The organism is Saccharothrix variisporea (genome assembly GCF_003634995.1).
Lineage (GTDB): Bacteria > Actinomycetota > Actinomycetes > Mycobacteriales > Pseudonocardiaceae > Actinosynnema > Actinosynnema variisporeum.
Genome location: NZ_RBXR01000001.1, coordinates 5,832,601 through 5,854,831 on the forward strand (window position 1 = coordinate 5,832,601; position 22,231 = coordinate 5,854,831).

The 22,231-nt window shown below is 69.0% G+C and carries 30 protein-coding genes; 25 read left to right on the plus strand and 5 right to left on the minus strand.

What is annotated here, in order from left to right; genetic code table 11:
* Nucleotides 1-19: 19 nt before the first annotated feature.
* The 4 genes from DFJ66_RS26585 (at nt 20) to DFJ66_RS26600 (ending at nt 6,301) form a co-directional block, all read left to right on the plus strand.
* Nucleotides 20-3,916 carry a DNA-directed RNA polymerase subunit beta' gene (locus tag DFJ66_RS26585; protein WP_121224876.1) on the plus strand — a complete coding sequence of 1,299 codons (3,897 nt, stop codon included), beginning with the start codon at nt 20-22 and terminating at the stop codon, nt 3,914-3,916.
* Between the two features lie 100 nt (nt 3,917-4,016).
* Nucleotides 4,017-4,643, plus strand: a complete 627-nt coding sequence (locus DFJ66_RS26590; RefSeq protein WP_121224878.1) for a VOC family protein — start codon at nt 4,017-4,019, stop codon at nt 4,641-4,643.
* 144 nt (nt 4,644-4,787) lie between these two features.
* Nucleotides 4,788-5,558 carry a L,D-transpeptidase gene (locus DFJ66_RS26595; RefSeq protein WP_121224880.1) on the plus strand — a complete coding sequence of 257 codons (771 nt, stop codon included), beginning with the start codon at nt 4,788-4,790 and terminating at the stop codon, nt 5,556-5,558.
* A 14-nt stretch (nt 5,559-5,572) separates the two neighbouring features.
* Nucleotides 5,573-6,301, plus strand: a complete 729-nt coding sequence (locus tag DFJ66_RS26600; protein WP_121224882.1) for a choice-of-anchor P family protein — start codon at nt 5,573-5,575, stop codon at nt 6,299-6,301.
* A gap of 64 nt (nt 6,302-6,365) precedes the next feature.
* Here DFJ66_RS26600 and DFJ66_RS26605 read toward each other — a convergent pair whose 3' ends face one another.
* From DFJ66_RS26605 to DFJ66_RS26625, 5 genes are all read right to left on the minus strand, one after another.
* Nucleotides 6,366-6,797 carry a hypothetical protein gene (locus DFJ66_RS26605; protein WP_147459372.1) on the minus strand — a complete coding sequence of 144 codons (432 nt, stop codon included), beginning with the start codon at nt 6,795-6,797 and terminating at the stop codon, nt 6,366-6,368.
* Nucleotides 6,781-7,239: a hypothetical protein gene (locus DFJ66_RS26610; RefSeq protein ID WP_121224886.1), complete on the minus strand. Its 459-nt coding sequence runs from the start codon at nt 7,237-7,239 to the stop codon at nt 6,781-6,783. The genes DFJ66_RS26605 and DFJ66_RS26610 overlap by 17 nt, the downstream gene beginning before the upstream one ends.
* An 87-nt stretch (nt 7,240-7,326) precedes the next feature.
* Complete coding sequence (locus DFJ66_RS26615; protein WP_121224888.1) at nt 7,327-7,620, minus strand: TFIIB-type zinc ribbon-containing protein; 294 nt, start codon at nt 7,618-7,620, stop codon at nt 7,327-7,329.
* 36 nt (nt 7,621-7,656) lie between these two features.
* Nucleotides 7,657-8,547, minus strand: coding sequence for a phosphotransferase family protein (locus tag DFJ66_RS26620; RefSeq protein WP_246029918.1), 891 nt, complete (start codon nt 8,545-8,547; stop codon nt 7,657-7,659).
* A gap of 10 nt (nt 8,548-8,557) precedes the next feature.
* Nucleotides 8,558-9,085 (minus strand): hypothetical protein, encoded by a 528-nt coding sequence (locus DFJ66_RS26625; RefSeq protein ID WP_121224890.1) that lies wholly within the window; start codon nt 9,083-9,085, stop codon nt 8,558-8,560.
* A gap of 511 nt (nt 9,086-9,596) precedes the next feature.
* Between DFJ66_RS26625 and rpsL the strand changes: the two genes are divergently transcribed.
* The 21 genes from rpsL to rplF all read left to right on the plus strand — a co-directional run bounded on the left by rpsL (nt 9,597) and on the right by rplF (nt 22,231).
* The gene (rpsL, locus tag DFJ66_RS26630) at nt 9,597-9,971 is read left to right on the plus strand and encodes a 30S ribosomal protein S12 (RefSeq protein ID WP_030473471.1); all 375 of its coding nucleotides are present in this window, start codon (nt 9,597-9,599) and stop codon (nt 9,969-9,971) included.
* Nucleotides 9,971-10,441 carry a 30S ribosomal protein S7 gene (gene rpsG, locus DFJ66_RS26635; RefSeq protein WP_121224892.1) on the plus strand — a complete coding sequence of 157 codons (471 nt, stop codon included), beginning with the start codon at nt 9,971-9,973 and terminating at the stop codon, nt 10,439-10,441. The genes rpsL and rpsG overlap by 1 nt, the downstream gene beginning before the upstream one ends.
* A gap of 84 nt (nt 10,442-10,525) precedes the next feature.
* Complete coding sequence (fusA, locus tag DFJ66_RS26640; protein ID WP_121224894.1) at nt 10,526-12,628, plus strand: elongation factor G; 2,103 nt, start codon at nt 10,526-10,528, stop codon at nt 12,626-12,628.
* A gap of 139 nt (nt 12,629-12,767) precedes the next feature.
* Entirely contained in the window at nt 12,768-13,961 is a 1,194-nt protein-coding gene (gene tuf, locus DFJ66_RS26645) for an elongation factor Tu (RefSeq protein ID WP_121224896.1), read from the plus strand.
* 323 nt (nt 13,962-14,284) lie between these two features.
* Nucleotides 14,285-14,590 carry a 30S ribosomal protein S10 gene (gene rpsJ, locus DFJ66_RS26650; RefSeq protein WP_003938093.1) on the plus strand — a complete coding sequence of 102 codons (306 nt, stop codon included), beginning with the start codon at nt 14,285-14,287 and terminating at the stop codon, nt 14,588-14,590.
* Between the two features lie 51 nt (nt 14,591-14,641).
* Entirely contained in the window at nt 14,642-15,292 is a 651-nt protein-coding gene (gene rplC / locus DFJ66_RS26655) for a 50S ribosomal protein L3 (protein ID WP_121224898.1), read from the plus strand.
* 2 nt (nt 15,293-15,294) lie between these two features.
* Nucleotides 15,295-15,981: a 50S ribosomal protein L4 gene (gene rplD / locus DFJ66_RS26660; protein ID WP_121224900.1), complete on the plus strand. Its 687-nt coding sequence runs from the start codon at nt 15,295-15,297 to the stop codon at nt 15,979-15,981.
* Nucleotides 15,978-16,277 carry a 50S ribosomal protein L23 gene (rplW, locus tag DFJ66_RS26665; RefSeq protein ID WP_121009862.1) on the plus strand — a complete coding sequence of 100 codons (300 nt, stop codon included), beginning with the start codon at nt 15,978-15,980 and terminating at the stop codon, nt 16,275-16,277. Before rplD ends, rplW begins: the two co-directional genes overlap by 4 nt.
* 22 nt (nt 16,278-16,299) lie before the next feature.
* A complete protein-coding gene (gene rplB / locus DFJ66_RS26670; RefSeq protein ID WP_121224902.1) occupies nt 16,300-17,133 on the plus strand; it encodes a 50S ribosomal protein L2 in 834 nt (277 codons plus the stop codon).
* A gap of 18 nt (nt 17,134-17,151) precedes the next feature.
* Nucleotides 17,152-17,433 carry a 30S ribosomal protein S19 gene (gene rpsS / locus DFJ66_RS26675; protein ID WP_015105260.1) on the plus strand — a complete coding sequence of 94 codons (282 nt, stop codon included), beginning with the start codon at nt 17,152-17,154 and terminating at the stop codon, nt 17,431-17,433.
* Nucleotides 17,434-17,469: 36 nt separating this feature from the next.
* Nucleotides 17,470-17,868, plus strand: a complete 399-nt coding sequence (gene rplV / locus DFJ66_RS26680; RefSeq protein ID WP_121224904.1) for a 50S ribosomal protein L22 — start codon at nt 17,470-17,472, stop codon at nt 17,866-17,868.
* Nucleotides 17,868-18,689, plus strand: coding sequence for a 30S ribosomal protein S3 (gene rpsC / locus DFJ66_RS26685; RefSeq protein WP_121224906.1), 822 nt, complete (start codon nt 17,868-17,870; stop codon nt 18,687-18,689). The genes rplV and rpsC overlap by 1 nt, the downstream gene beginning before the upstream one ends.
* Before the next feature lie 3 nt (nt 18,690-18,692).
* Nucleotides 18,693-19,112: a 50S ribosomal protein L16 gene (gene rplP, locus DFJ66_RS26690; protein ID WP_121224908.1), complete on the plus strand. Its 420-nt coding sequence runs from the start codon at nt 18,693-18,695 to the stop codon at nt 19,110-19,112.
* Nucleotides 19,112-19,357 carry a 50S ribosomal protein L29 gene (rpmC, locus tag DFJ66_RS26695; RefSeq protein ID WP_121224910.1) on the plus strand — a complete coding sequence of 82 codons (246 nt, stop codon included), beginning with the start codon at nt 19,112-19,114 and terminating at the stop codon, nt 19,355-19,357. Before rplP ends, rpmC begins: the two co-directional genes overlap by 1 nt.
* Nucleotides 19,354-19,635 carry a 30S ribosomal protein S17 gene (gene rpsQ, locus DFJ66_RS26700; protein ID WP_121224912.1) on the plus strand — a complete coding sequence of 94 codons (282 nt, stop codon included), beginning with the start codon at nt 19,354-19,356 and terminating at the stop codon, nt 19,633-19,635. The genes rpmC and rpsQ overlap by 4 nt, the downstream gene beginning before the upstream one ends.
* Before the next feature lie 63 nt (nt 19,636-19,698).
* Nucleotides 19,699-20,067: a 50S ribosomal protein L14 gene (rplN, locus tag DFJ66_RS26705; RefSeq protein ID WP_015805282.1), complete on the plus strand. Its 369-nt coding sequence runs from the start codon at nt 19,699-19,701 to the stop codon at nt 20,065-20,067.
* Nucleotides 20,067-20,381: a 50S ribosomal protein L24 gene (gene rplX / locus DFJ66_RS26710; RefSeq protein ID WP_121224914.1), complete on the plus strand. Its 315-nt coding sequence runs from the start codon at nt 20,067-20,069 to the stop codon at nt 20,379-20,381. Before rplN ends, rplX begins: the two co-directional genes overlap by 1 nt.
* Nucleotides 20,381-20,944 (plus strand): 50S ribosomal protein L5, encoded by a 564-nt coding sequence (gene rplE / locus DFJ66_RS26715; RefSeq protein WP_121224916.1) that lies wholly within the window; start codon nt 20,381-20,383, stop codon nt 20,942-20,944. The genes rplX and rplE overlap by 1 nt, the downstream gene beginning before the upstream one ends.
* A gap of 4 nt (nt 20,945-20,948) precedes the next feature.
* On the plus strand, nt 20,949-21,134 hold the full coding sequence (locus DFJ66_RS26720; RefSeq protein WP_121224918.1) for a type Z 30S ribosomal protein S14: 186 nt from the start codon (nt 20,949-20,951) through the stop codon (nt 21,132-21,134).
* Between the two features lie 140 nt (nt 21,135-21,274).
* Nucleotides 21,275-21,673: a 30S ribosomal protein S8 gene (gene rpsH, locus DFJ66_RS26725; protein ID WP_121224920.1), complete on the plus strand. Its 399-nt coding sequence runs from the start codon at nt 21,275-21,277 to the stop codon at nt 21,671-21,673.
* Between the two features lie 18 nt (nt 21,674-21,691).
* Complete coding sequence (gene rplF, locus DFJ66_RS26730) at nt 21,692-22,231, plus strand: 50S ribosomal protein L6 (protein ID WP_121224922.1); 540 nt, start codon at nt 21,692-21,694, stop codon at nt 22,229-22,231.

Below are 22,231 nucleotides of genomic sequence, written 5' to 3' on the forward strand. Positions count from 1 at the left end.
AAAGGGGAAGAGAGTAGACGTGCTCGACGTCAACTTCTTCGATGAGCTCCGCATCGGTCTCGCGACCGCGGACGACATCCGCCAGTGGTCCTACGGCGAGGTCAAGAAGCCCGAGACCATCAACTACCGCACGCTCAAGCCGGAGAAGGACGGCTTGTTCTGCGAGAAGATCTTCGGTCCCACCCGGGACTGGGAGTGCTACTGCGGCAAGTACAAGCGCGTCCGGTTCAAGGGCATCATCTGCGAGCGCTGCGGCGTCGAGGTGACCCGCGCCAAGGTGCGCCGCGAGCGGATGGGCCACATCGAACTGGCCGCCCCGGTCACGCACATCTGGTACTTCAAGGGCGTCCCGAGCCGGTTGGGCTACCTGCTCGACCTGGCCCCGAAGGACCTCGAGAAGATCATCTACTTCGCCGCCTACGTCATCGTGGGCGTCAACGGCGAGCTGCGCCACAACGACCTGCCCACGCTCGAGAACGAGATGCAGGTCGAGCGCAAGCGCGTCGAGAACCGCCGCGACGCCGACGTCGAGGCGCGCGCGCAGAAGCTGGAAGCCGACCTGGCCGAGCTGGAGGCGGAGGGCGCCAAGTCCGACGTGCGCCGCAAGGTCAAGGAGGGCGGCGAGCGCGAGATGCGCCAGCTGCGCGACCGCGCCCAGCGCGAGCTCGACCGCCTCGACGAGATCTGGTCCACCTTCACCAAGTTGGAGAAGGGCCAGCTCATCGCGGACGAGCTGCTCTACCGCGAGCTCTACGACCGCTACGGCGACTACTTCACCGGCGCCATGGGCGCGGAGGCCATCCAGAAGCTGCTGGGTGACTACGACGTCGACGCCGAGGCCGAGACGCTGCGCGAGACCATCCGCAGCGGCAAGGGCCAGAAGAAGCTGCGCGCCCTCAAGCGGCTGAAGGTCGTCGCCGCGTTCCAGGCGACCCGCAACAACCCGCAGGGCATGGTCCTGGACTGCGTCCCGGTCATCCCGCCGGACCTGCGCCCGATGGTGCAGCTCGACGGTGGCCGCTTCGCGACCTCCGACCTCAACGACCTGTACCGCCGGGTCATCAACCGGAACAACCGCCTCAAGCGGCTGATCGACCTCGGCGCGCCCGAGATCATCGTCAACAACGAGAAGCGGATGCTCCAGGAGGCCGTCGACGCGCTGTTCGACAACGGCCGCCGCGGTCGTCCGGTCACCGGTCCGGGCAACCGGCCGCTGAAGTCGCTGTCCGACCTGCTCAAGGGCAAGCAGGGCCGGTTCCGCCAGAACCTGCTCGGCAAGCGCGTCGACTACTCCGGCCGTTCGGTCATCGTGGTCGGCCCGCAGCTCAAGCTGCACCAGTGCGGCCTGCCCAAGCAGATGGCGCTGGAGCTGTTCAAGCCGTTCGTGATGAAGCGGCTGGTGGACCTCAACCACGCGCAGAACATCAAGTCCGCCAAGCGCATGGTCGAGCGCGCCCGCCCGGCCGTGTGGGACGTGCTGGAAGAGGTCATCACCGAGCACCCGGTGCTGCTCAACCGCGCGCCCACGCTGCACCGCCTCGGCATCCAGGCCTTCGAGCCGCAGCTGGTCGAGGGCAAGGCCATCCAGTTGCACCCGCTGGTCTGTGAAGCGTTCAACGCCGACTTCGACGGTGACCAGATGGCGGTCCACCTGCCGCTGTCCGCCGAGGCGCAGGCCGAGGCGCGCGTGCTGATGCTGTCGTCGAACAACATCCTCTCGCCCGCGTCGGGCAAGCCGCTGGCCATGCCGCGTCTGGACATGGTCACCGGCCTGTACCACCTGACCCGGCACAAGGAAGGCGACATCGGCGAGGGCCAGGCGTACTCGTCGCCGGCCGAGGCGCTGATGGCGTTCGACCGCAAGGTCCTGGGCCTGCAGGCGATGGTGAAGATCCGGATCTCGGACAAGAACCCGCCGAAGGGCCAGGAGCCGGAGGGCTGGGAGCCCGGTCAGCCGTGGCTGGCCGAGACCACCCTGGGCCGCGTGCTGTTCAACGAGGTCCTGCCGCAGGACTACCCGTTCCTGAACGAGGTCATGCCCAAGAAGCGGCAGGCCACGGTCATCAACGACCTCGCCGAGCGGTACCCGATGGTCACCGTCGCCCGGACGCTGGACAAGCTGAAGGACGCGGGCTTCTACTGGGCCACCCGGTCCGGTGTCACCGTCGCGATCTCCGACGTGCTCGTGCCGGAGGCCAAGCAGGGCATCCTGGACGAGTACGAGAAGCTCGCCGACGCGGTGGAGAAGCGCTACCAGCGCGGTCAGCTCTCCTACGCGGAGCGCAACAACGAGCTGGTCAAGGTGTGGACCAAGGCGACCGAAGAGGTGGCCGAGGTCATGGAGGCCAACTTCCCCGAGGACAACTCGATCCGCATGATCGTGAAGTCCGGCGCGGCGGGCAACATGACCCAGGTCCGCTCGCTGGCGGGCATGCGTGGTCTGGTGACCAACCCGAAGGGCGAGTACATCCCGCGGCCGATCAAGAACTCGTTCCGCGAGGGCCTGTCGGTGCTGGAGTACTTCATCGCCACGCACGGCGCCCGCAAGGGTCTGGCCGACACCGCGCTCCGCACCGCCGACTCGGGTTACCTGACCCGTCGTCTGGTGGACGTCTCGCAGGACGTCATCATCCGCGAGATCGACTGCGGCACCACCCGCGGCGTGAACATGACGGTCGGCGAGCGGCTGGGCGACAAGGTCGTCCTGCACGAGTTCGCGCAGACCTCGGTCTACGCCCGGACCATCGCCGAGGACATCACCGACGCGGACGGCAACATCGTCCTCAACCGCGGTGACGACCTGGGCGACCCGGCGCTGCAGACCCTGGTGCAGAACGGCGTCACCCGGGTCAAGGTCCGCTCCGTGCTGACCTGCGAGTCGGCGGTCGGCGTGTGCGCGTCCTGCTACGGCCGCTCGATGGCGACCGGCAAGCTGGTCGACGTCGGCGAGGCCGTCGGCATCGTCGCCGCCCAGTCGATCGGTGAGCCCGGCACGCAGCTGACCATGCGCACCTTCCACCAGGGTGGTGTCGCCGGTGACGACATCACGACCGGTCTGCCCCGTGTGCAGGAGCTCTTCGAGGCTCGTGTGCCCAAGGGCAAGGCGCCCATCGCGGACGTCGACGGTCGGGTGCGCATCGAGGACGGCGACCGGTTCTGGAAGATCACCCTCATCCCGGACGACGGGTCCGAGGAGATCGTCTTCGACAAGCTGTCGAAGCGCCAGCGCCTGGCCAACACCCCCACCGGCCCGCTGCAGGACGGCGACCACGTGTCCGTCGGCCAGCAGCTGCTGGAGGGCACGCCCGACCCGCACGAGGTGCTGCGCGTCATGGGTCCGCGCGAGGCCCAGCTGCACCTGGTGCAGGAGGTCCAGAAGGTCTACCGGGCCCAGGGTGTGGCGATCCACGACAAGCACATCGAGGTCATCGTCCGGCAGATGCTGCGCCGGGTGACGATCATCGACTCGGGTGCCACCGAGTTCCTGCCGGGCTCGCTGGTCGAGCGCGCGGAGTTCGAGTCGGGCAACCGCGCGGTCGTGGCCGAGGGCGGCGAGCCGGCGGCCGGCCGTCCGGTGCTGATGGGCATCACGAAGGCGTCGCTGGCCACGGACTCGTGGCTGTCGGCGGCCTCCTTCCAGGAGACCACGCGTGTCCTGACCGACGCCGCGATCAACGGCCGGTCGGACAAGCTGATCGGCCTGAAGGAGAACGTGATCATCGGCAAGCTGATCCCGGCCGGCACCGGCATCAACCGGTACCGGAACATCCAGGTCCAGCCGACCGAGGAGGCGCGGGCGGCGGCGTACGCCATCCCGAGCTACGACGACGGGTACTACACCCCGGACGTCTTCGGCACCGGCACGGGCGCGGCGGTCCCGCTCGACGACTACGACTTCGGTCGCGACTACCGCTGACGCAAGACCGCGGACAGCCCCGGAAGCCTCCCGCTTCCGGGGCTGTCCCCTTTTCCGGGGTCGTGCCCTTTCCGGGGTCGGAGCGGCATAGTGGGGGGTCGTGCGGATCGATCACGTCCTCTACGCGGCACCGTCACTGGAGGCCGCTGTCGACGACCTCGCCGACCGGCTCGGCGTGCGGGCGGCCGGGGGTGGGCAGCACCCCGGGGCCGGCACGCACAACCGCCTCCTGGGCCTCGGTCCGCACACGTACCTGGAGGTCATCGCGCCCGACCCCACCCAGCCCGAGCCGGCCTCCCCGCGCCCCTACGGCGTGGACGGCGTGACGAGCGGCCGGGTGGTGGGGTGGGCGCTCACCGTGGACGACATCGACGCCGCGGTGGCCCGGGCCCGTTCGCGCGGCTTCGACCCCGGCGACGTGATCGAGGGGCAGCGCCGCACACCCGACGGCGAGCTGCTGCGCTGGCGGCTGACCGCGAACGCGCGGACCGCCGGGGTGGTCCCGTTCCTGATCGACTGGGGTGCCACGCCGCACCCCGCGCGGTCCGCGCCCGCCGGGCTGACGCTGGTGTCCCTGCACGTCGAGCACCCCGACCCGGCGGCCGTCGAGGGGCCGTTGCGCGCGCTCGGGGTGGACATCGAAGTGCGGGAAGCGGCGGCCGAAGAGCTGGTGGTGGCGGTGGACGGGCCTCTGGGTGTCGTAAAGAACATTGCGGCATTCGGGTGACGAGCGCCTAGGCCCCTTGCCCAAGCTACTTGAGAGTAGATAGCTTTCCGATCGGACGCGATCTTGCGCCCGACAGGCCGTGATCCGGCCGAAAACTCGAGGTACCTCCGCCGCCACCGGACCCTCGACCGATCAGGAACCACGATGTTTCGTGTCCTGCTGGTCGCGCTGGCGACGGCCCTTGCCGTCTGCTCGTGCGCCGGCTCCGAACCACCACCCACACCCCAGGCCCGGCCGCAGGCCGTCGACGTGCAGTCGTTCGCCGTGCTCCCCGAGGCCACCACGTTCGCCAAGATCGAAGCCCTGCCGCGGGACGACGACACGTCACCCACGGCCGGACAGGTGTTGCGCGCCAAGAAGGACGTGCCCGTCTACGACGCCGTGAACGGGCGTGCCGTCGCCAAGCTCCCCGCCACCCAGCTCGGCTCGCCGACGTGGGTGCCGGAGGTCGACCGGAAGGACGGCTGGTCGAAGGTCCTGCTGCCGTCCCGGCCCAACCGGTCCGCCGGCTGGGTGTTCACCGGCTCCGACGACTTCGAGCGCGCCGAGAACGACTACCTGGTCACCGTGGACCTGGCCGCGTTCCGCCTGGAGGTCACCGAGAGGGGCCGCTCGATCGGCACGTGGACCGTCGGCACGGGCAGCGCCCAACACCCGACGCCCACCGGGCGGACGTACGTGATGGCCTCCATCAAGGAGACCGTGGCGACGTTCAGCCCGTACGTCCTGCCGCTCGGCGCCCACTCCGACAGCCACGAGACCTTCGGCGGCGGCCCCGGCACGGTGGCCCTGCACGGCTGGCCGGACGCCACCCCGTTCGGCACGGCGAGCAGCGACGGCTGCATCCGCGTCCCCGACGACGCGCTCGACCTCCTCCTCACCCTCCCGCTGGGGACCGTGGTGATCGTCAAGTGAAAGGCCCATCCCCCATGAAGAGAACCGCGGCATTGCTCACCGCCGCCCTCCTCGCCGCCACCGCCGGCACCGCGCACGCCCAGGTCGCACCGCGACGGGCGGCGGCCGGCGGCACCCCGAGCTCCGCGTTCGCCCTGTCCGCGTCCGGCCTGCTCACCGTCGAGCCGCTGGCCGCGCTGGACGGGTCCAAGGGCTACCGGCAGACGTCCGTCGCGTCGGTCGCCCTGCCGGACGCCAAGGCCCCCGTCATCGCCGCCGGCGTGCTGAACACCGAGGTGGACGCGACGTCCGCCAGGGCGAGCGTGGCGGACCTCAAGGCGCAACTTGGCTTGCTGAAGCTGTCCGACCTGACGTCGCTGACCGCCGAGGTCGTCAGCGCGACCTGCGTGGACGGCACCGGCGCCGTCACCCTGGCCGCCGCGAAGGCCGGCCCCACGGCGCTGGACCTGCACCCCGGGCCGAACACGCGCGTCCAGGTGCCCGGTGTGGTGTCGGTCGTCCTGAACAAGCAGACCCGCGCCGCCGACGGCTCGTTGACCGTGGTCGCGATCTCCGTCGAGCTGGCGGGCTTGCAGAAGATCGACATCGCCTCGGCCACCTGCGCCGCGGCAGAGGCCCCGGTCCCGACCAGTTCGTCCTCCGCGACGCCGACGCCGACTTCGAGCAGCACCCCGGCACCGTCCGCCCCGGGCAAGGCGCCGCGTCCGACTCCCGTCGAAGGCCACCTGCCCGTGACGGGGTGATCGCGCGGTGAGGCGTGGCGGGAGACGGCCCCGACCCGGTCTCCCGCCACGCCCGCCCTGGCGTTCAGCGTCGGCGGGACTTGGCCAAGGCTCGGGCGCGGGCTACCAGGTCGTCCACCAGGTCCGCGTCGGCGGACGGGGGAGTGCCGTCGGTGCAGCACGGGGGCTTGGTGCGGCGTTCGTTGAGGCGGGGGCGGACGCCGGCCAGTTCGTAGAGGGCGTCGTAGAGGTTGCGGCCCGGGTCGTCGTCGTGGGCGCCGACCAGCAGGACCCACGCCGTGTCCGGTTCGGGGAACGCCACGACCACGCGGTCGGTGCCGCGCAGGTGCTTCACGCACAGGCGGGGGAGGGGCTCGGGGCCGGTGACGCGGTACCCGAGGGCGGCGCAGCCGCGGTGGGACAGTTCGTCCAGGAAGCGGTCGTAGGCCTGGCGGGCGGGACCGCGCAAGGCCGCGGCCTGGAGGCTCGCGACCGGCGTCTCAACTACCTTGATCAAGATTGCGGACTACGCGTCCTTCACCCCGGTGCATCTGCGCCAGGCTCGTGGCCAGGTCGTCGCGGTCGAGCAGGGCCTGGTCGCTCAACCTGCGGTGCACCTCGTCCAGCAGGCCGCGGGTGCGGCCGGCGCGGCGCAGCTCGGCGACGACGTGCAGCACCTCGTGCAGGCGGACGGTGTCCAGCAGCATCCGGGGTTCCTGGCTGTGGATCGCCAGCACGCCCTCGCGCGCCCACGCCTTCACGGTCTTCTCGGTGAGGTCGAGCAGTTCGCCCGCGACCACCGGTCGTACCGGCGGGGCCGTTCGGAGCGCTCGGGCGACCACACCGTCCAGCTTGCGCCGCCGTTCATCGTCTTCCGACAGCGTGGAGGCGACTTCTTCGATGTCTTCGATCTGGTTGAACAGATCCCGGATCTGTGCAGCCTCCGTCGCGACCGACATGACGACCTCCCTCATCCACTACCGAGTATTGCCCAGTTTTTCGGTAGTCGCAACGGGTGGCCGCGTCGATCGCGACGGAGGACCGGATCAGCTGGAGAAGAACAGGCCGGCCAGGCCGTGGTGCTTGCGGTGGCCGTAGTGGTGGCCGTAGTGGGGCTGCGCGCCCCAGCCCGGCTGGACCGGCTGCACGTAGTGGACCTGCGCCGGGGCCGGTGCGGCGGGCGGCGGGGGCGGCGGGGCCTGCATCTGGGCCTCGAGGCGGGTGATGGCCTCGAGCTCGCCGTAGTCGAGGAAGACTCCGCGGCAGCCGTCGCACTGCTCGATGTGTACGCCCATGCGGTCGAAAGTCCGCATGTTCGCATGGCACTTGGGGCACTGCATCGTGTGAGCCTCCTGTTTCGTGCGTTGTGCGCGATATTAGCCGCGGGGCATGGGTTCGTGTCGGGATGCGATCCGCGCGCAGGCGTCCAGCAACGCCGTCTGCGCGGGCTCGAGCGCCTTTCCATCACGCTCCGCCGCCGCGAGGGCACGCGCTGCCATCTGCACGACCAACCCGCGCGCCGGTCCCTCCAACGCCGCCCACGGGTCGGCCCGGTCGATCCCGGTGCCGCCGGCGTCGAGGTAGGCGTCCAGCAGCCGCGACCACGCCCGCGGTTCGAGCACGCCGGCCGCGAACAACGCCGCGGGCCGCGCGAGGTCCCACGCCGGGTCGCCCGCGCCGAGGTCGTCCACGTCGATCAACCGGTACCCGCCGCGGCTCACCAGCTGGCCGAGGTGCCAGTCCCCGTGGATGAGCGTCGTGCCCGCCCGCGCCGGCTCGACGGTGTCGAACGCCCGCCGCACGACCTCGGCCCCGGCCACGTCCGGCAGCTTCACCACCGCCCGCTCCAGCCGCTCCCACGCCCCGGCCGGCGGCAACTCGACGAAGTCGGCGGCGAAGTCGGCGGCGGTGAAGTCGTGCAGGCGGGCGAGCATCCGGCCGGCCTCCTCCAGCGGCAGCGTGTCGGGCTCGCCCTGGGGCACCGGCACGCCGAGGGGCCACCCGGTCACCAGGCGGTCGAGCACCGGGACCGGCCCCAGCAGGGGTGCGAGGAAAAGTTCACCCAATCGTGAATCACCGGCCAACTGGCACCGCGCCCTGAGCAGCGCGGCGTCCGTGTCGGCTTCATGCGCCTTGAGCACGACGTCCCCGACCCGCACGACGACCACGTCCCCGCGCACGGCGAGCACGACAGGCGGCGCGACGGGGTCCACGAGCGCGGCCATGCCGGCGACGAGAGCGGTCTGCACCGGCACAGTGTCGTTCACCCGGAGGTGTTCACCCGGACAGGCACACCGTGCGCGCCGGCCGGCTGTACCGGTGCCGGACGCCGCCGGAGCACACCGCTTCGGCGGAGTCGTGCACCGCCTCGACCACGATCTTGTCCGGGCGCTCGCACCACCCCAGCGCGTAGGCCTGCACCGATGCCCCGTAGGGCACGACGCGAAGGCAGTCGCCGGCCTTGACGCGCAACGCGAGACACCGCCCGTCGGGGGTGGCGACGTAGTCGCCCTGGGGACAACCGGCCCGTCCGTCCCGCTCGGCCGCCACCACGTACACCGCCCGGGGCATGCCGCAGTCCGCCACCGCCCGCATCTGGACCTGCTGCCCGCTGACCGGCTCCACGCAGTCGCCGAAGGTGAACGAGAGCGCAGCCGAGCCGAACGTCACCGCGGCGGAGACCGCCACCACGAGCGCCAAGCCCGCCGAGCCGAGAACGATCGGCCAGACCGGGCGCCGGCGCGCCGGCCGGTACTCGAACGGGAGCGGGACGGGTGGGGCGGCGGGGTGGTCGTCGCTGGTCACCGGGGCTCCTCGGGTCGGCCTGGGAGCGATTGTGGCGAAGCCCGGGTGACGTGGGCGTGTGCGGTCGCCGCCCCCTCCTCGCGCGCCTACACTGCAAGTGCCCCGCCGGACAAGTCCCCCGCGCGGGACCGCCCGTCGACGCGCCGACCCAACCGCCTCGTGCCGGACGGGAAAACCGCAGGTCGCGAAGGCCGCACGGGCACGCCGGACCGGTGACCCCACCCGTTTTGACCAGTGGGAAGCGGGCGGGGTATCTTTGGTACTCGTGCCCGACCCATGTCGGGCCGCTCCGCGTGCCTACGCGCCAGTCGTGCTGGAAAGCCGGCCGCGGTGACCTCCACACGTAGGGGCGTCCTGGGATGTCGCCTGCGGACCTTGGGTCACGGTGTTCCACCCTCGGGCCTTGGCCAGGAGGGGCGCGACACGCCCGACCTCGGGTGCAGAGAGGGACCAAGTAAACAGCGCTCGCCGCCCGCGCGACGAGCACGCGAACGGAAGAAGCAGCCGGCGTATGCCAACGATCCAGCAGCTGGTCCGCAAGGGCCGGCAGGACAAGGTCGCCAAGCAGAAGACCGCGGCGCTCAAGGGCAGCCCGCAGCGGCGCGGTGTGTGCACCCGCGTCTACACCACCACGCCCAAGAAGCCGAACTCGGCGCTGCGCAAGGTGGCCCGTGTGAAGCTGACCTCCGGCATCGAGGTCACGGCGTACATCCCGGGTGAGGGCCACAACCTCCAGGAGCACTCGATGGTGCTCGTGCGCGGCGGTCGTGTGAAGGACCTCCCGGGTGTCCGCTACAAGATCATCCGCGGCTCCCTGGACACGCAGGGCGTGAAGAACCGCAAGCAGGCTCGCAGCCGGTACGGCGCGAAGAAGGAGAAGAGCTGATGCCCCGCAAGGGACCGGCCCCGAAGCGGCCGTTGATCTCCGACCCGGTCTACAGCTCTCCGCTGGTGACCCAGCTCATCAACAAGGTGCTGGTCGACGGCAAGCGCTCCGTGGCCGAGCGGATCGTGTACGGCGCCCTCGAGGGTGCCCGCGAGAAGACCGGCACCGACCCGGTCGTCACGCTCAAGCGCGCGCTGGACAACGTCAAGCCCGCCCTGGAGGTCAAGAGCCGCCGCGTCGGTGGCGCCACCTACCAGGTGCCGGTCGAGGTCAAGCCCGGTCGGGCGACCACGCTGGCGCTGCGCTGGCTGATCAGCTTCTCCCGGCAGCGCCGTGAGAAGACCATGGTCGAGCGCCTGATGAACGAGCTGCTCGACGCGAGCAACGGCCTGGGCGCGAGCGTCAAGCGCCGCGAGGACACCCACAAGATGGCCGAGTCGAACAAGGCCTTCGCCCACTACCGCTGGTGACTCACAGCCCGGCCGGCACCCGAGAACCGGCCGGGCTCACCCAGCCCTAGTGAGCCTGCGAGCTCAAGACAGGGGAAGACACCCGTGGCACAGGACGTGCTCACCGACCTGGCCAAGGTCCGCAACATCGGGATCATGGCCCACATCGACGCGGGCAAGACCACGACGACCGAGCGGATCCTCTTCTACACGGGGATCAGCTACAAGATCGGCGAGGTCCACGACGGCGCGGCCGTGATGGACTGGATGGAGCAGGAGCAGGAGCGCGGCATCACGATCACGTCCGCCGCGACGACGTGCTTCTGGAAGAACCACCAGATCAACCTGATCGACACGCCCGGCCACGTCGACTTCACCGTCGAGGTGGAGCGCAACCTCCGCGTCCTCGACGGCGCCGTCGCCGTCTTCGACGGCAAGGAGGGCGTCGAGCCCCAGTCCGAGCAGGTCTGGCGTCAGGCGACCAAGTACGACGTCCCGCGCATCTGCTTCGTCAACAAGATGGACAAGCTCGGCGCGGACTTCTACTTCACCGTGCGCACGATCTCCGAGCGCCTGGGCGCGAAGCCGCTCCCGATCCAGATCCCGATCGGTGCCGAGAGCGACTTCATCGGTGTCGTCGACCTGGTGGAGATGCGCGCGCTGACCTGGCGCGGCGAGGTCCAGAAGGGCGAGGACTACACCGTCGAGGAGATCCCCGCGGACCTCCTGGAGAAGGCGCAGGAGTACCGCGAGGCGCTGGTCGAGACGGTCGCCGAGACCGACGACGCCCTCATGGAGCTGTACCTGGGCGGTGAGGAGCTGTCCGTCGAGCAGATCAAGGCGGGCATCCGCAAGATCGTCGCCGAGGGCTCCGCCTACCCGGTGCTGTGCGGTTCCGCGTTCAAGAACAAGGGCGTGCAGCCCATGCTCGACGCGGTCATCGACTACCTGCCGTCGCCGCTGGACCTCCCGCCGGTCGAGGGCACGCTGCAGGACGGCGAGACCCCCGAGTTCCGCAAGGCCGAGAGCAGCGAGCCGTTCTCCGCGCTGGCGTTCAAGATCGCCGTGCACCCGTTCTTCGGCAAGCTGACCTACATCCGGGTCTACTCGGGTCGGGTCGCCTCCGGTACCCAGGTCATCAACTCGACCAAGGACCGCAAGGAGCGCATCGGGAAGATCTTCCAGATGCACGCCAACAAGGAGAACCCGGTCGACGAGGCCATCGCGGGCCACATCTACGCCGTGATCGGTCTGAAGGACACGACCACCGGTGAGACGCTCTGCGACCCGCAGCACCCCATCGTGCTGGAGTCGATGACCTTCCCCGAGCCGGTCATCCAGGTGGCGATCGAGCCCAAGACGAAGGCCGACCAGGAGAAGCTGGGCACCGCGATCCAGAAGCTGGCCGAGGAGGACCCGACCTTCCGGGTCAACCTGGACCAGGAGACCGGCCAGACCATCATCGCCGGCATGGGCGAGCTCCACCTGGACATCCTGGTGGACCGCATGCGCCGCGAGTTCAAGGTCGAGGCCAACATCGGCAAGCCGCAGGTGGCGTACCGGGAGACCATCCGCCGCAAGGTGGAGAAGTACTCCTACACCCACAAGAAGCAGACCGGTGGCTCCGGCCAGTTCGCCAAGGTGCTCATCGACATCGAGCCGCTGGAGAAGACCGAGGACGGCGCTCTCTACGAGTTCGTCAACGCGGTCACCGGTGGTCGCATCCCGCGCGAGTACATCCCGTCGGTCGACGCCGGCGCCCAGGACGCCATGCAGTACGGCGTGCTGGCGGGCTACCCGCTGGTCGGCATCAAGGTGACGCTGCTCGACGGCGCCTACCACGAGGTCGACTCGTCGGAAATGGCGTTCAAGATCGCCGGTTCCATGGCGCTCAAGGAAGCCGCCCGCCAGGCGAGCCCGGCCCTGCTCGAGCCGCTGATGGCCGTCGAGGTCACCACGCCCGAGGAGTACATGGGCGACGTGATCGGCGACTTGAACTCCCGCCGTGGCCAGATCCAGGCCATGGAGGAGCGCAGCGGCACCCGTGTCGTGAAGGCACTGGTCCCGCTGTCGGAGATGTTCGGGTATGTCGGCGACCTGCGGTCCAAGACCCAGGGTCGTGCGAACTACTCGATGACCTTTGACTCCTACGCCGAGGTTCCCGCGAACGTGGCCAAGGAGATCATCGCGAAGGCGACGGGCGAGTAACCCCAACCGGAGCACCGCAGCACCACGCGGGCTCTCCGGGGTCTCTCGTCCCTGGGGTCCGCACAACCCTTGACGTGACGCCGGGCGGGTGGAACGACACCCGCTCGGCACAGCAACAGAAGTCCAGGAGGACAATCCAGTGGCGAAGGCGAAGTTCGAGCGGACGAAGCCGCACGTCAACATCGGCACCATCGGTCACATCGACCACGGCAAGACGACGCTGACCGCGGCGATCTCCAAGGTCCTGCACGACAAGTACCCGGACCTCAACCCCTTCACGCCGTTCGACCAGATCGACAAGGCGCCGGAGGAGAAGCAGCGCGGCATCACCATCTCGATCGCGCACATCGAGTACCAGACCGACAAGCGCCACTACGCGCACGTCGACTGCCCCGGCCACGCCGACTACATCAAGAACATGATCACCGGTGCGGCGCAGATGGACGGCGCCATCCTGGTGGTCGCGGCGACCGACGGCCCGATGCCGCAGACCAAGGAGCACGTCCTCCTGGCCCGCCAGGTCGGTGTGCCCTACATCGTGGTGGCCCTGAACAAGGCCGACATGGTGGACGACGAGGAGATCCTGGAGCTCGTCGAGCTCGAGGTCCGCGAGCTGCTCTCCGAGTACGAGTTCCCGGGTGACGACCTGCCGGTGGTCCGCGTCTCCGCGCTCAAGGCGCTGGAGGGCGACGCCGAGTGGGGCGAGAAGCTCCTCGGCCTGATGGACGCCGTGGACGAGAACATCCCGGAGCCCGAGCGCGAGGTCGACCGGCCGTTCCTGATGCCGGTCGAGGACGTGTTCACCATCACCGGTCGTGGCACCGTGGTGACCGGCCGCATCGAGCGCGGCATCATCAAGGTCAACGAGGAAGTCGAGATCGTCGGCATCAAGGAGCAGTCGCGCAAGACGACTGTCACCTCGATCGAGATGTTCAAGAAGTTCCTCGACGAGGGCCAGGCGGGCGACAACGCCGCCCTGCTGCTGCGCGGCATCAAGCGCGAGGAGGTGGAGCGCGGCATGGTCATCGTGAAGCCGGGCACCACCACCCCGCACACCGAGTTCGAGGCGCAGGTCTACATCCTGTCCAAGGACGAGGGCGGCCGCCACACGCCGTTCTTCAACAACTACCGTCCGCAGTTCTACTTCCGGACGACCGACGTGACCGGCGTCGTGACCCTCCCCGAGGGCACCGAGATGGTCATGCCGGGCGACACCACGTCGATGTCGGTCAAGCTGATCCAGCCGATCGCCATGGACGAGGGCCTGCGGTTCGCCATCCGCGAGGGTGGCCGCACCGTCGGCGCGGGCTCGGTCACCAAGATCATCAAGTGACCTGGCTCTAAAAAACGACCCCCGATTTGGCCTGCGCACCCCGGTGTGCGACCATTGACGGGTTGCTCGTCACGGGGCGGCCGAGTTCGACTCGAACCGGCCGCCCCCGTGCGAGCGGGGTTAGCGAGCAAGACAATCCCACAGGTTTCATCAGTGGGACCGGTCTGTGGCCAAGGGCGCGACACGCCCGACCGCGTGGACCGGGCACCGTGACACCGCTCGGTGTCAGTCCTTAATAGGGGGCGGAGCGCGCCGGAAGGTCCCAGTGGCCTCGTGGTGCCCGCACCGCAGCGGTACGAGAAGCAGAGGAACGGCAAGCCATCATGGCGGGACAGAAGATCCGCATCCGGCTCAAGGCCTACGACCACGAGGCGATCGACGCGTCCGCGCGCAAGATCGTCGAGACCGTGACGCGCACCGGCGCTCGGGTCGTCGGGCCTGTGCCGCTGCCCACTGAGAAGAACGTTTACTGCGTCATCCGCTCGCCGCACAAGTACAAGGACTCGCGCGAGCACTTCGAGATGCGCACGCACAAGCGTCTGATCGACATCCTCGACCCGACGCCGAAGACGGTGGACGCGCTCATGCGCATCGACCTGCCGGCGAGCGTCGACGTCAACATCCAGTAAGCGTGGACGCGGCAGCGTTGATCCCTTTTGGGGCGGAGAGTAACGAGACCAATGTCTGACAGGCAGGTTAAGGGCCTCCTGGGCACCAAGCTCGGCATGACCCAGGTCTTCGACGAGAACAACCGGGTCGTCCCGGTGACCGTCGTCAAGGCCGAGCCGAACGTGGTCACCCAGGTTCGGACCCAGGAGAACGACGGCTACTCGGCCGTGCAGCTGGCCTTCGGCGCGATCGACCCGCGCAAGGTCAACAAGCCCGTTGCGGGCCACTTCGCCAAGGCGGGCGTCACGCCCCGCCGGCACCTGGCGGAGCTGCGCACCACGGACGCGACCGAGTACACGGTCGGCCAGGAAATCACCGCCGAGGTCTTCGAGGCCGGCGCGGTGGTCGACGTGGTCGGCACCAGCAAGGGCAAGGGCACCGCGGGTGTCATGAAGCGGCACGGCTTCGGCGGCCTGGGCGCGAGCCACGGCACGCAGCGCAAGCACCGCTCGCCCGGCTCCATCGGTGGCTGCGCCACGCCCGGCCGCGTGTTCAAGGGCCTGCGCATGGCGGGTCGCATGGGCCACGTGCGCGTGACCATCCAGAACCTCAAGGTGCACCGGGTCGACGCGGAAGCCGGCCTCCTGCTCATCAAGGGCGCCGTTCCCGGCCCCAAGGGCGGCACCGTGTTCGTCAAGACCGCTGCGAAGGGTGGTGCCTGATCATGACTTCCGTTGAGATCCGCACCCCGGACGGCAAGACCGACGGCTCCGTCGAGCTGCCCGCCGCCGTCTTCGACGCGCAGGCCAACGTCGCGCTGCTGCACCAGGTCGTCGTCGCCCAGCAGGCCGCGGCCCGCCAGGGCACGCACAAGGCCAAGACGCGCGGCGAGGTGTCCGGTGGTGGCAAGAAGCCGTACCGCCAGAAGGGCACCGGTCGCGCCCGCCAGGGTTCGACCCGCGCGCCGCAGTTCGCCGGCGGTGGCACCGTCCACGGCCCCGTGCCGCGCGACTACAGCCAGCGCACCCCCAAGAAGATGAAGGCCGCCGCCCTGCGCGGTGCCCTCTCCGACCGGGCGCGCGCCGGCCAGGTCCACGTGGTGAGCGGTTTCGTCGAGGGCGACACGCCGTCGACCAAGACCGCCCGCAAGGTCCTGGAGTCGGTGACCGAGGCCCGTCGCGTGCTGGCCGTGCTGCTGCGCACCGACGAGGTGTCGTGGGTCAGCCTGCGGAACCTGCCGCACGTGCACATCATCGCCCCGGACCAGCTGAACACCTACGACGTGCTCGTCAACGACGACGTGGTGTTCACGAAGGACGCTCTGGACGTGTTCCTGGCGAGCAAGGCCCAGCAGGGCAAGGGCTCGGCCGAGGCGGTCGCCGGTTCGTCCGAAGTGGAGGACGAGAAGTGATCCCCGACCACAGGGACATCCTGCTCGCGCCGGTCATCTCCGAGAAGTCCTACGGGCTCCTCGAGGAGAACAAGTACACCTTCGTGGTGGCTCCGGGCGCGAACAAGACCCAGATCAAGATTGCCGTGGAGAAGGTCTTCGGCGTCAAGGTCGTCAGCGTCAACACGATCAACCGGCAGGGCAAGCGCAAGCGCACCCGCACGGGCTTCGGCAAGCGCAAGGACACCAAGCGCGCGATCGTGACGCTGTCCGCCGAGAGCAAGCCGATCGAGATCTTCGGCGGCCCGGCCGCCTGATGACGACGAGGACTGCGTAGAGATGGGCATTCGCAAGTACAAGCCGACGACCCCCGGTCGTCGCGGTGCGAGCGTCTCCGACTTCGCCGAGATCACTCGGTCGACGCCGGAGAAGTCGCTGATCCGCCCGCTGCACGGCCGTGGTGGCCGCAACGCGTCGGGCAAGATCACGACGCGGCACAAGGGTGGCGGCCACAAGCGGGCCTACCGCCTGATCGACTTCCGCCGCACCGACAAGGACGGCGTGCCGGCCAAGGTCGCGCACATCGAGTACGACCCCAACCGCACCGCGCGCATCGCGCTGCTGCACTACGCCGACGGCGAGAAGCGCTACATCATCGCGCCGGCGAAGCTGCAGCAGGGTGACCGGATCGAGAACGGCCCCAAGGCCGACATCAAGCCGGGCAACAACCTGCCGCTGCGCAACATCCCGGTCGGCACGGTCGTGCACGCGATCGAGCTCCGCCCCGGCGGCGGCGCGAAGATTGCCCGGTCCGCCGGCGCCAGCGTCCAGCTGGTCGCCAAGGACGGCCCGTACGCCCAGCTCCGGATGCCCTCGGGCGAGATCCGGAACGTGGACGTGCGCTGCCGCGCCACGGTCGGCGAGGTCGGCAACGCCGAGCACCAGAACATCAACTGGGGCAAGGCCGGCCGCATGCGCTGGAAGGGCAAGAAGCCCACGGTGCGCGGTGTGGCCATGAACCCGGTCGACCACCCGCACGGTGGTGGTGAGGGCAAGACCTCCGGTGGTCGCCACCCGGTGAACCCGGCCGGCAAGCCCGAGGGTCGCACCCGCCGCCGCAAGCCAAGCGACAAGCTCATCGTCCGGCGTCGTCGCACCGGTAAGAAGCGCTGAGCAGGGAGGGAGTGAAGGATGCCACGCAGCCTTAAGAAGGGCCCCTTCGTCGACGACCACCTGCTCAAGAAGGTGGACGTCCTCAACGAGTCGGGCAAGAAGACCGTCATCAAGACCTGGTCCCGCCGGTCGACGATCATCCCCGACATGCTGGGCCACACGATCGCGGTGCACGACGGCCGCAAGCACGTGCCGGTGTTCGTGACGGAGGCGATGGTCGGGCACAAGCTCGGCGAGTTCGCGCCGACCCGCACGTTCAAGGGTCACATCAAGGACGACCGGAAGTCGCGCCGCCGCTAAGGCGACGAACTAGAGGAAGAGCAAGGGGAAGCAGCGATGAACGCCCGTAACGAAGCCCAGGCGCAGGAGTTTCCGCGCGCCGTGGCTCGGGCTCGCTACGTCCGCGACACGCCGATGAAGGTGCGCCGCGTCGTCGAGCTCATCAGGGGTCGTAGCGCCAGCGAGGCCCTGGCCGTGCTCCAGTTCGCGCCGCAGGCGGCATCTGAGCCGGTCCGCAAGGTGCTCGCGAGCGCCGTGGCCAACGCCGAGAACAACCTGTCCCTGGACCCCGACACCCTGTGGGTGTCCAAGGTCTACGTGGACGAGGGTCCGACCCTCAAGCGGTTCCGCCCGCGCGCCCAGGGCCGTGCGTACCGGATCCGCAAGCGGACGAGCCACATCACCGTCGAGGTGGAGTCGCGTCCGAAGAAGTCCAGCGCGAAGGGAACCCGGTAGTGGGCCAGAAGATCAACCCGCACGGCTTCCGGCTGGGGATCACCACCGACTGGAAGTCCCGCTGGTACGCCGACAAGCAGTACGCCGAGTACGTGGCCGAGGACGTCAAGATCCGCAAGCTGCTCGGCCGTGGCATGGAGCGTGCCGGCATCTCCAAGGTGGAGATCGAGCGCACCCGCGACCGGGTCCGCGTCGACATCCACACCGCCCGGCCGGGCATCGTCATCGGCCGTCGTGGTGCCGAGGCCGACCGCATCCGCGGTGAGCTGGAGAAGCTCACCAAGAAGCAGGTGCAGCTCAACATCCTCGAGGTGAAGAACTCCGAGGCGGACGCGCAGCTCGTCGCGCAGGGCGTGGCCGAGCAGCTGTCGAACCGCGTGGCGTTCCGCCGCGCGATGCGCAAGGCCATCCAGTCGGCCATGCGCTCCCCGCAGGTGAAGGGCATCCGCGTGCAGTGCGGCGGCCGTCTCGGCGGCGCCGAGATGTCCCGCTCCGAGCACTACCGCGACGGCCGGGTGCCGCTGCACACGCTGCGCGCCGACATCGACTACGGCTTCTTCGAGGCCCGCACCACGTTCGGCCGCATCGGCGTGAAGGTGTGGATCTACAAGGGTGACGTCGTCGGTGGCCTCAGCGCGAAGCGCGAGCGCGACGCCGCGCCGTCCGCCGAGCGCGCACCGCGCCGCGACCGCGGCGAGCGCCCGAACCGGGCCCGTCGTTCCGGCGCCAGCGGCACCACGGCGACGAGCACCGAAGCCGGACGCGCCGCGGCCGAGACCGCGGACGCACCGGTCGCGACCGAAGAGAAGACGGAGGGCTGAGTCGTGCTCATCCCGCGCAGGGTTAAGCACCGCAAGCAGCACCACCCCGGTCGGTCCGGTGCTGCCAAGGGCGGCACGAGGGTCACCTTCGGCGAGTACGGCATCCAGGCACTGGAGCCGGCTTACGTGACCAACCGCCAGATCGAGTCGGCGCGTATCGCCATCACGCGGCACATCCGCCGTGGTGGCAAGGTCTGGATCAACATCTTCCCGGACCGCCCGCTGACCAAGAAGCCCGCCGAGACCCGCATGGGTTCCGGTAAGGGTTCGCCGGAGTGGTGGGTCGCCAACGTCAAGCCCGGTCGGGTGCTCTTCGAGATGAGCTTCCCGAACGAGGCCGTGGCCCGCGAGGCGCTGCGCCGCGCGATCCACAAGCTCCCGATGAAGTGCCGCATCGTTACGCGTGAGGGTGGTGAGTTCTGATGGCAGCGGGTACCACCGCTTCCGAGCTTCGCGAGCTCACCGAGGAAGAGCTCGTGCTGCGCCTTCGGGAAGCGAAGGAGGAGCTGTTCAACCTCCGCTTCCAGATGGCCACCGGGCAGCTGGACAACAACCGCCGGCTGCGCACGGTCCGGCACGAGATCGCCCGGATCTACACCGTGATGCGGGAGCGGGAGCTGGGCCTGTCGGCCTCTCCCGACGGTTCCACTGGTGAGGGTGCGGCATGAGCGAGAACGAAGTGACTGAGACTCAGACGCGCGGCGAGCGCAAGGTCCGCGAGGGCTACGTCGTGTCCGACAAGATGGACAAGACGATCGTGGTCGCCGTCGAGGACCGCAAGAAGCACCGCCGCTACTCCAAGGTCATGCGCTCCACCACCAAGGTGAAGGCGCACGACGAGCAGAACAGCGCCGGCATCGGCGACCGCGTGCTGCTCATGGAGACCCGGCCGCTGTCGGCCACCAAGCGCTGGCGCCTCGTCGAGATCCTCGAGAAGGCCAAGTAAAACCACGGACCGAGCCCGTCAGGTCGGCAATCTGGCGGGCCAGGAATGGTCAGGAGAAGGTAAGTGATCCAGCAGGAGTCGCGGCTGCGCGTCGCCGACAACACCGGTGCGAAGGAGATCCTCTGCATCCGTGTTCTCGGTGGCTCCGGCCGCCGCTACGCGGGCATCGGGGACATCATCGTCGCGACGGTGAAGCAGGCCATCCCCGGCGCCGGTGTGAAGAAGGGTGACGTCGTCAAGGCGGTCGTCGTCCGCACCGTCAAGGAGAAGCGCCGTCCCGACGGCTCTTACATCCGGTTCGACGAGAACGCCGCGGTGCTCATCAAGAACGACAACGAGCCGCGGGGCACCCGCATCTTCGGCCCGGTCGGTCGTGAGCTCCGCGACAAGAAGTTCATGAAGATCATCTCGTTGGCGCCGGAGGTGCTCTGATGAAGGTGAAGAAGGGCGACACCGTCGTCGTTATCGCCGGCAAGGACAAGGGCGCTCGCGGCAAGGTCATCCAGGCCTACCCCGCCGAGAACCGCGTCCTGGTCGAGGGCGTCAACCGCATCAAGAAGCACACCCGGATCACGCAGACCCAGCGCGGCGCGCAGTCGGGCGGCATCGTGACCCAGGAGGCCCCCATCCACGTGTCCAACGTGATGGTGGTCGACTCGGACGGCAAGCCGACCCGTGTGGGCTACCGGACGAACGACGAGGGCAAGCGGGTCCGCATTTCCCGTCGTAACGGGAAGGACATCTGATGACGACCGTTGAGAAGACCGTTCCTCGGCTGAAGACGCGCTACCGCGAGGAGATCGTCGCGGAGCTGCGCAAGCAGTTCGAGTACGCCAACGTGATGCAGATCCCGGGCGTCGTGAAGGTCGTCGTGAACATGGGTGTCGGCGACGCCGCCCGCGACGGCAAGTTGATCGAGGGCGCCGTGCGCGACCTGTCGATCATCACCGGCCAGCGCCCCGAGGTCCGCAAGGCGCGCAAGTCCATCGCCCAGTTCAAGCTGCGCGAGGGCATGCCGATCGGTGCGCGCGTGACGCTGCGCGGCGACCGCATGTGGGAGTTCCTGGACCGCCTGCTGACGATCGCGCTGCCGCGCATCCGCGACTTCCGCGGTCTGTCGGGCAAGCAGTTCGACGGCAACGGGAACTACACGTTCGGCCTCAACGAGCAGTCGATGTTCCACGAGATCGACCCGGACGCCATCGACCGCCCGCGCGGCATGGACATCACGGTCGTCACCACCGCCACCAACGACGAGGAGGGCCGGGCGCTGCTGAAGGCCCTGGGCTTCCCGTTCAAGGAGAACTGAGCTGATGGCCAAGAAGGCTCTGATCAACAAGGCGGCCAAGAAGCCGAAGTTCAAGGTGCGGGGGTACACCCGGTGCCAGCGCTGCGGCCGGCCGCACTCGGTGTTCCGCAAGTTCGGCCTGTGCCGGATCTGCCTGCGCGAGATGGCCCACCGGGGCGAGCTGCCCGGCGTGAGCAAGTCGAGCTGGTAAGACCCGCCCACCGGCAGGTTTTCGAAAATCCCACTTCGCTGTAGGCCCGCTCACGACCCGGCTGGGTGCGGGAAAGCCTCCCGCACCCGGCCGCGGACCCTGACTGGGGAACCGCAGCGAGAAAGGTAGACCAGGTCACCATGACGATGACCGACCCGATCGCAGACATGCTGACGCGTCTGCGGAACGCGAACTCGGCTTACCACGACAAGGTCGTGATGCCGCACTCCAAGCTGAAGGCCAACATCGCCGAGATCCTCAAGCGCGAGGGTTACATCGCGGGCTACCGCGACGAGCAGGGCGACGTGGCCAAGCAGCTCGTGATCGAGCTGAAGTACGGCCCGAACCGGGAGCGCAGCATCGCCGGCCTCCGCCGCGTGTCCAAGCCCGGTCTGCGCGTGTACGCGAAGTCGACGAACCTGCCGAAGGTGCTGGGCGGTCTGGGCGTCGCGATCATCTCGACCTCCGGCGGTCTCATGACCGACCGTCAGGCCAACAAGTCGGGCGTGGGCGGCGAAGTCCTCGCCTACGTCTGGTAAGGGAAGGGGGACTAGCCAATGTCGCGCATCGGAAAGCTGCCGATCACCGTCCCCTCCGGGGTCGATGTGAAGATCGACGGCCAGGACGTCAGCGTGAAGGGGCCCAAGGGCACCCTGTCGCTCACGATCGCTGAGCCGATCATCGTCGAGAAGGCCGAGGACGGCACTCTCGAGGTGAAGCGCCCGAACGACGAGCGCCGCAGCCGCTCGCTCCACGGCCTTTCTCGCACCCTGGTGCAGAACATGGTCGTCGGGGTGACGCAGGGCTACGAGAAGAAGATGGAGATCCACGGGGTCGGTTACCGCGTGGCGCTCAAGGGCTCCGACCTGGAGTTCGCGCTGGGCTACAGCCACCCGGTGAAGGTCGAGGCCCCCGAGGGCATCACCTTCGCGGTGGAGACCCCCACCCGCTTCTCCGTGGCCGGCATCGACAAGCAGCTGGTCGGCGAGGTCGCCGCCAACATCCGCAAGCTGCGCAAGCCCGACCCGTACAAGGGCAAGGGCGTGCGCTACGCGGGCGAGAAGATCCGCCGCAAGGTCGGAAAGACGGGTAAGTGA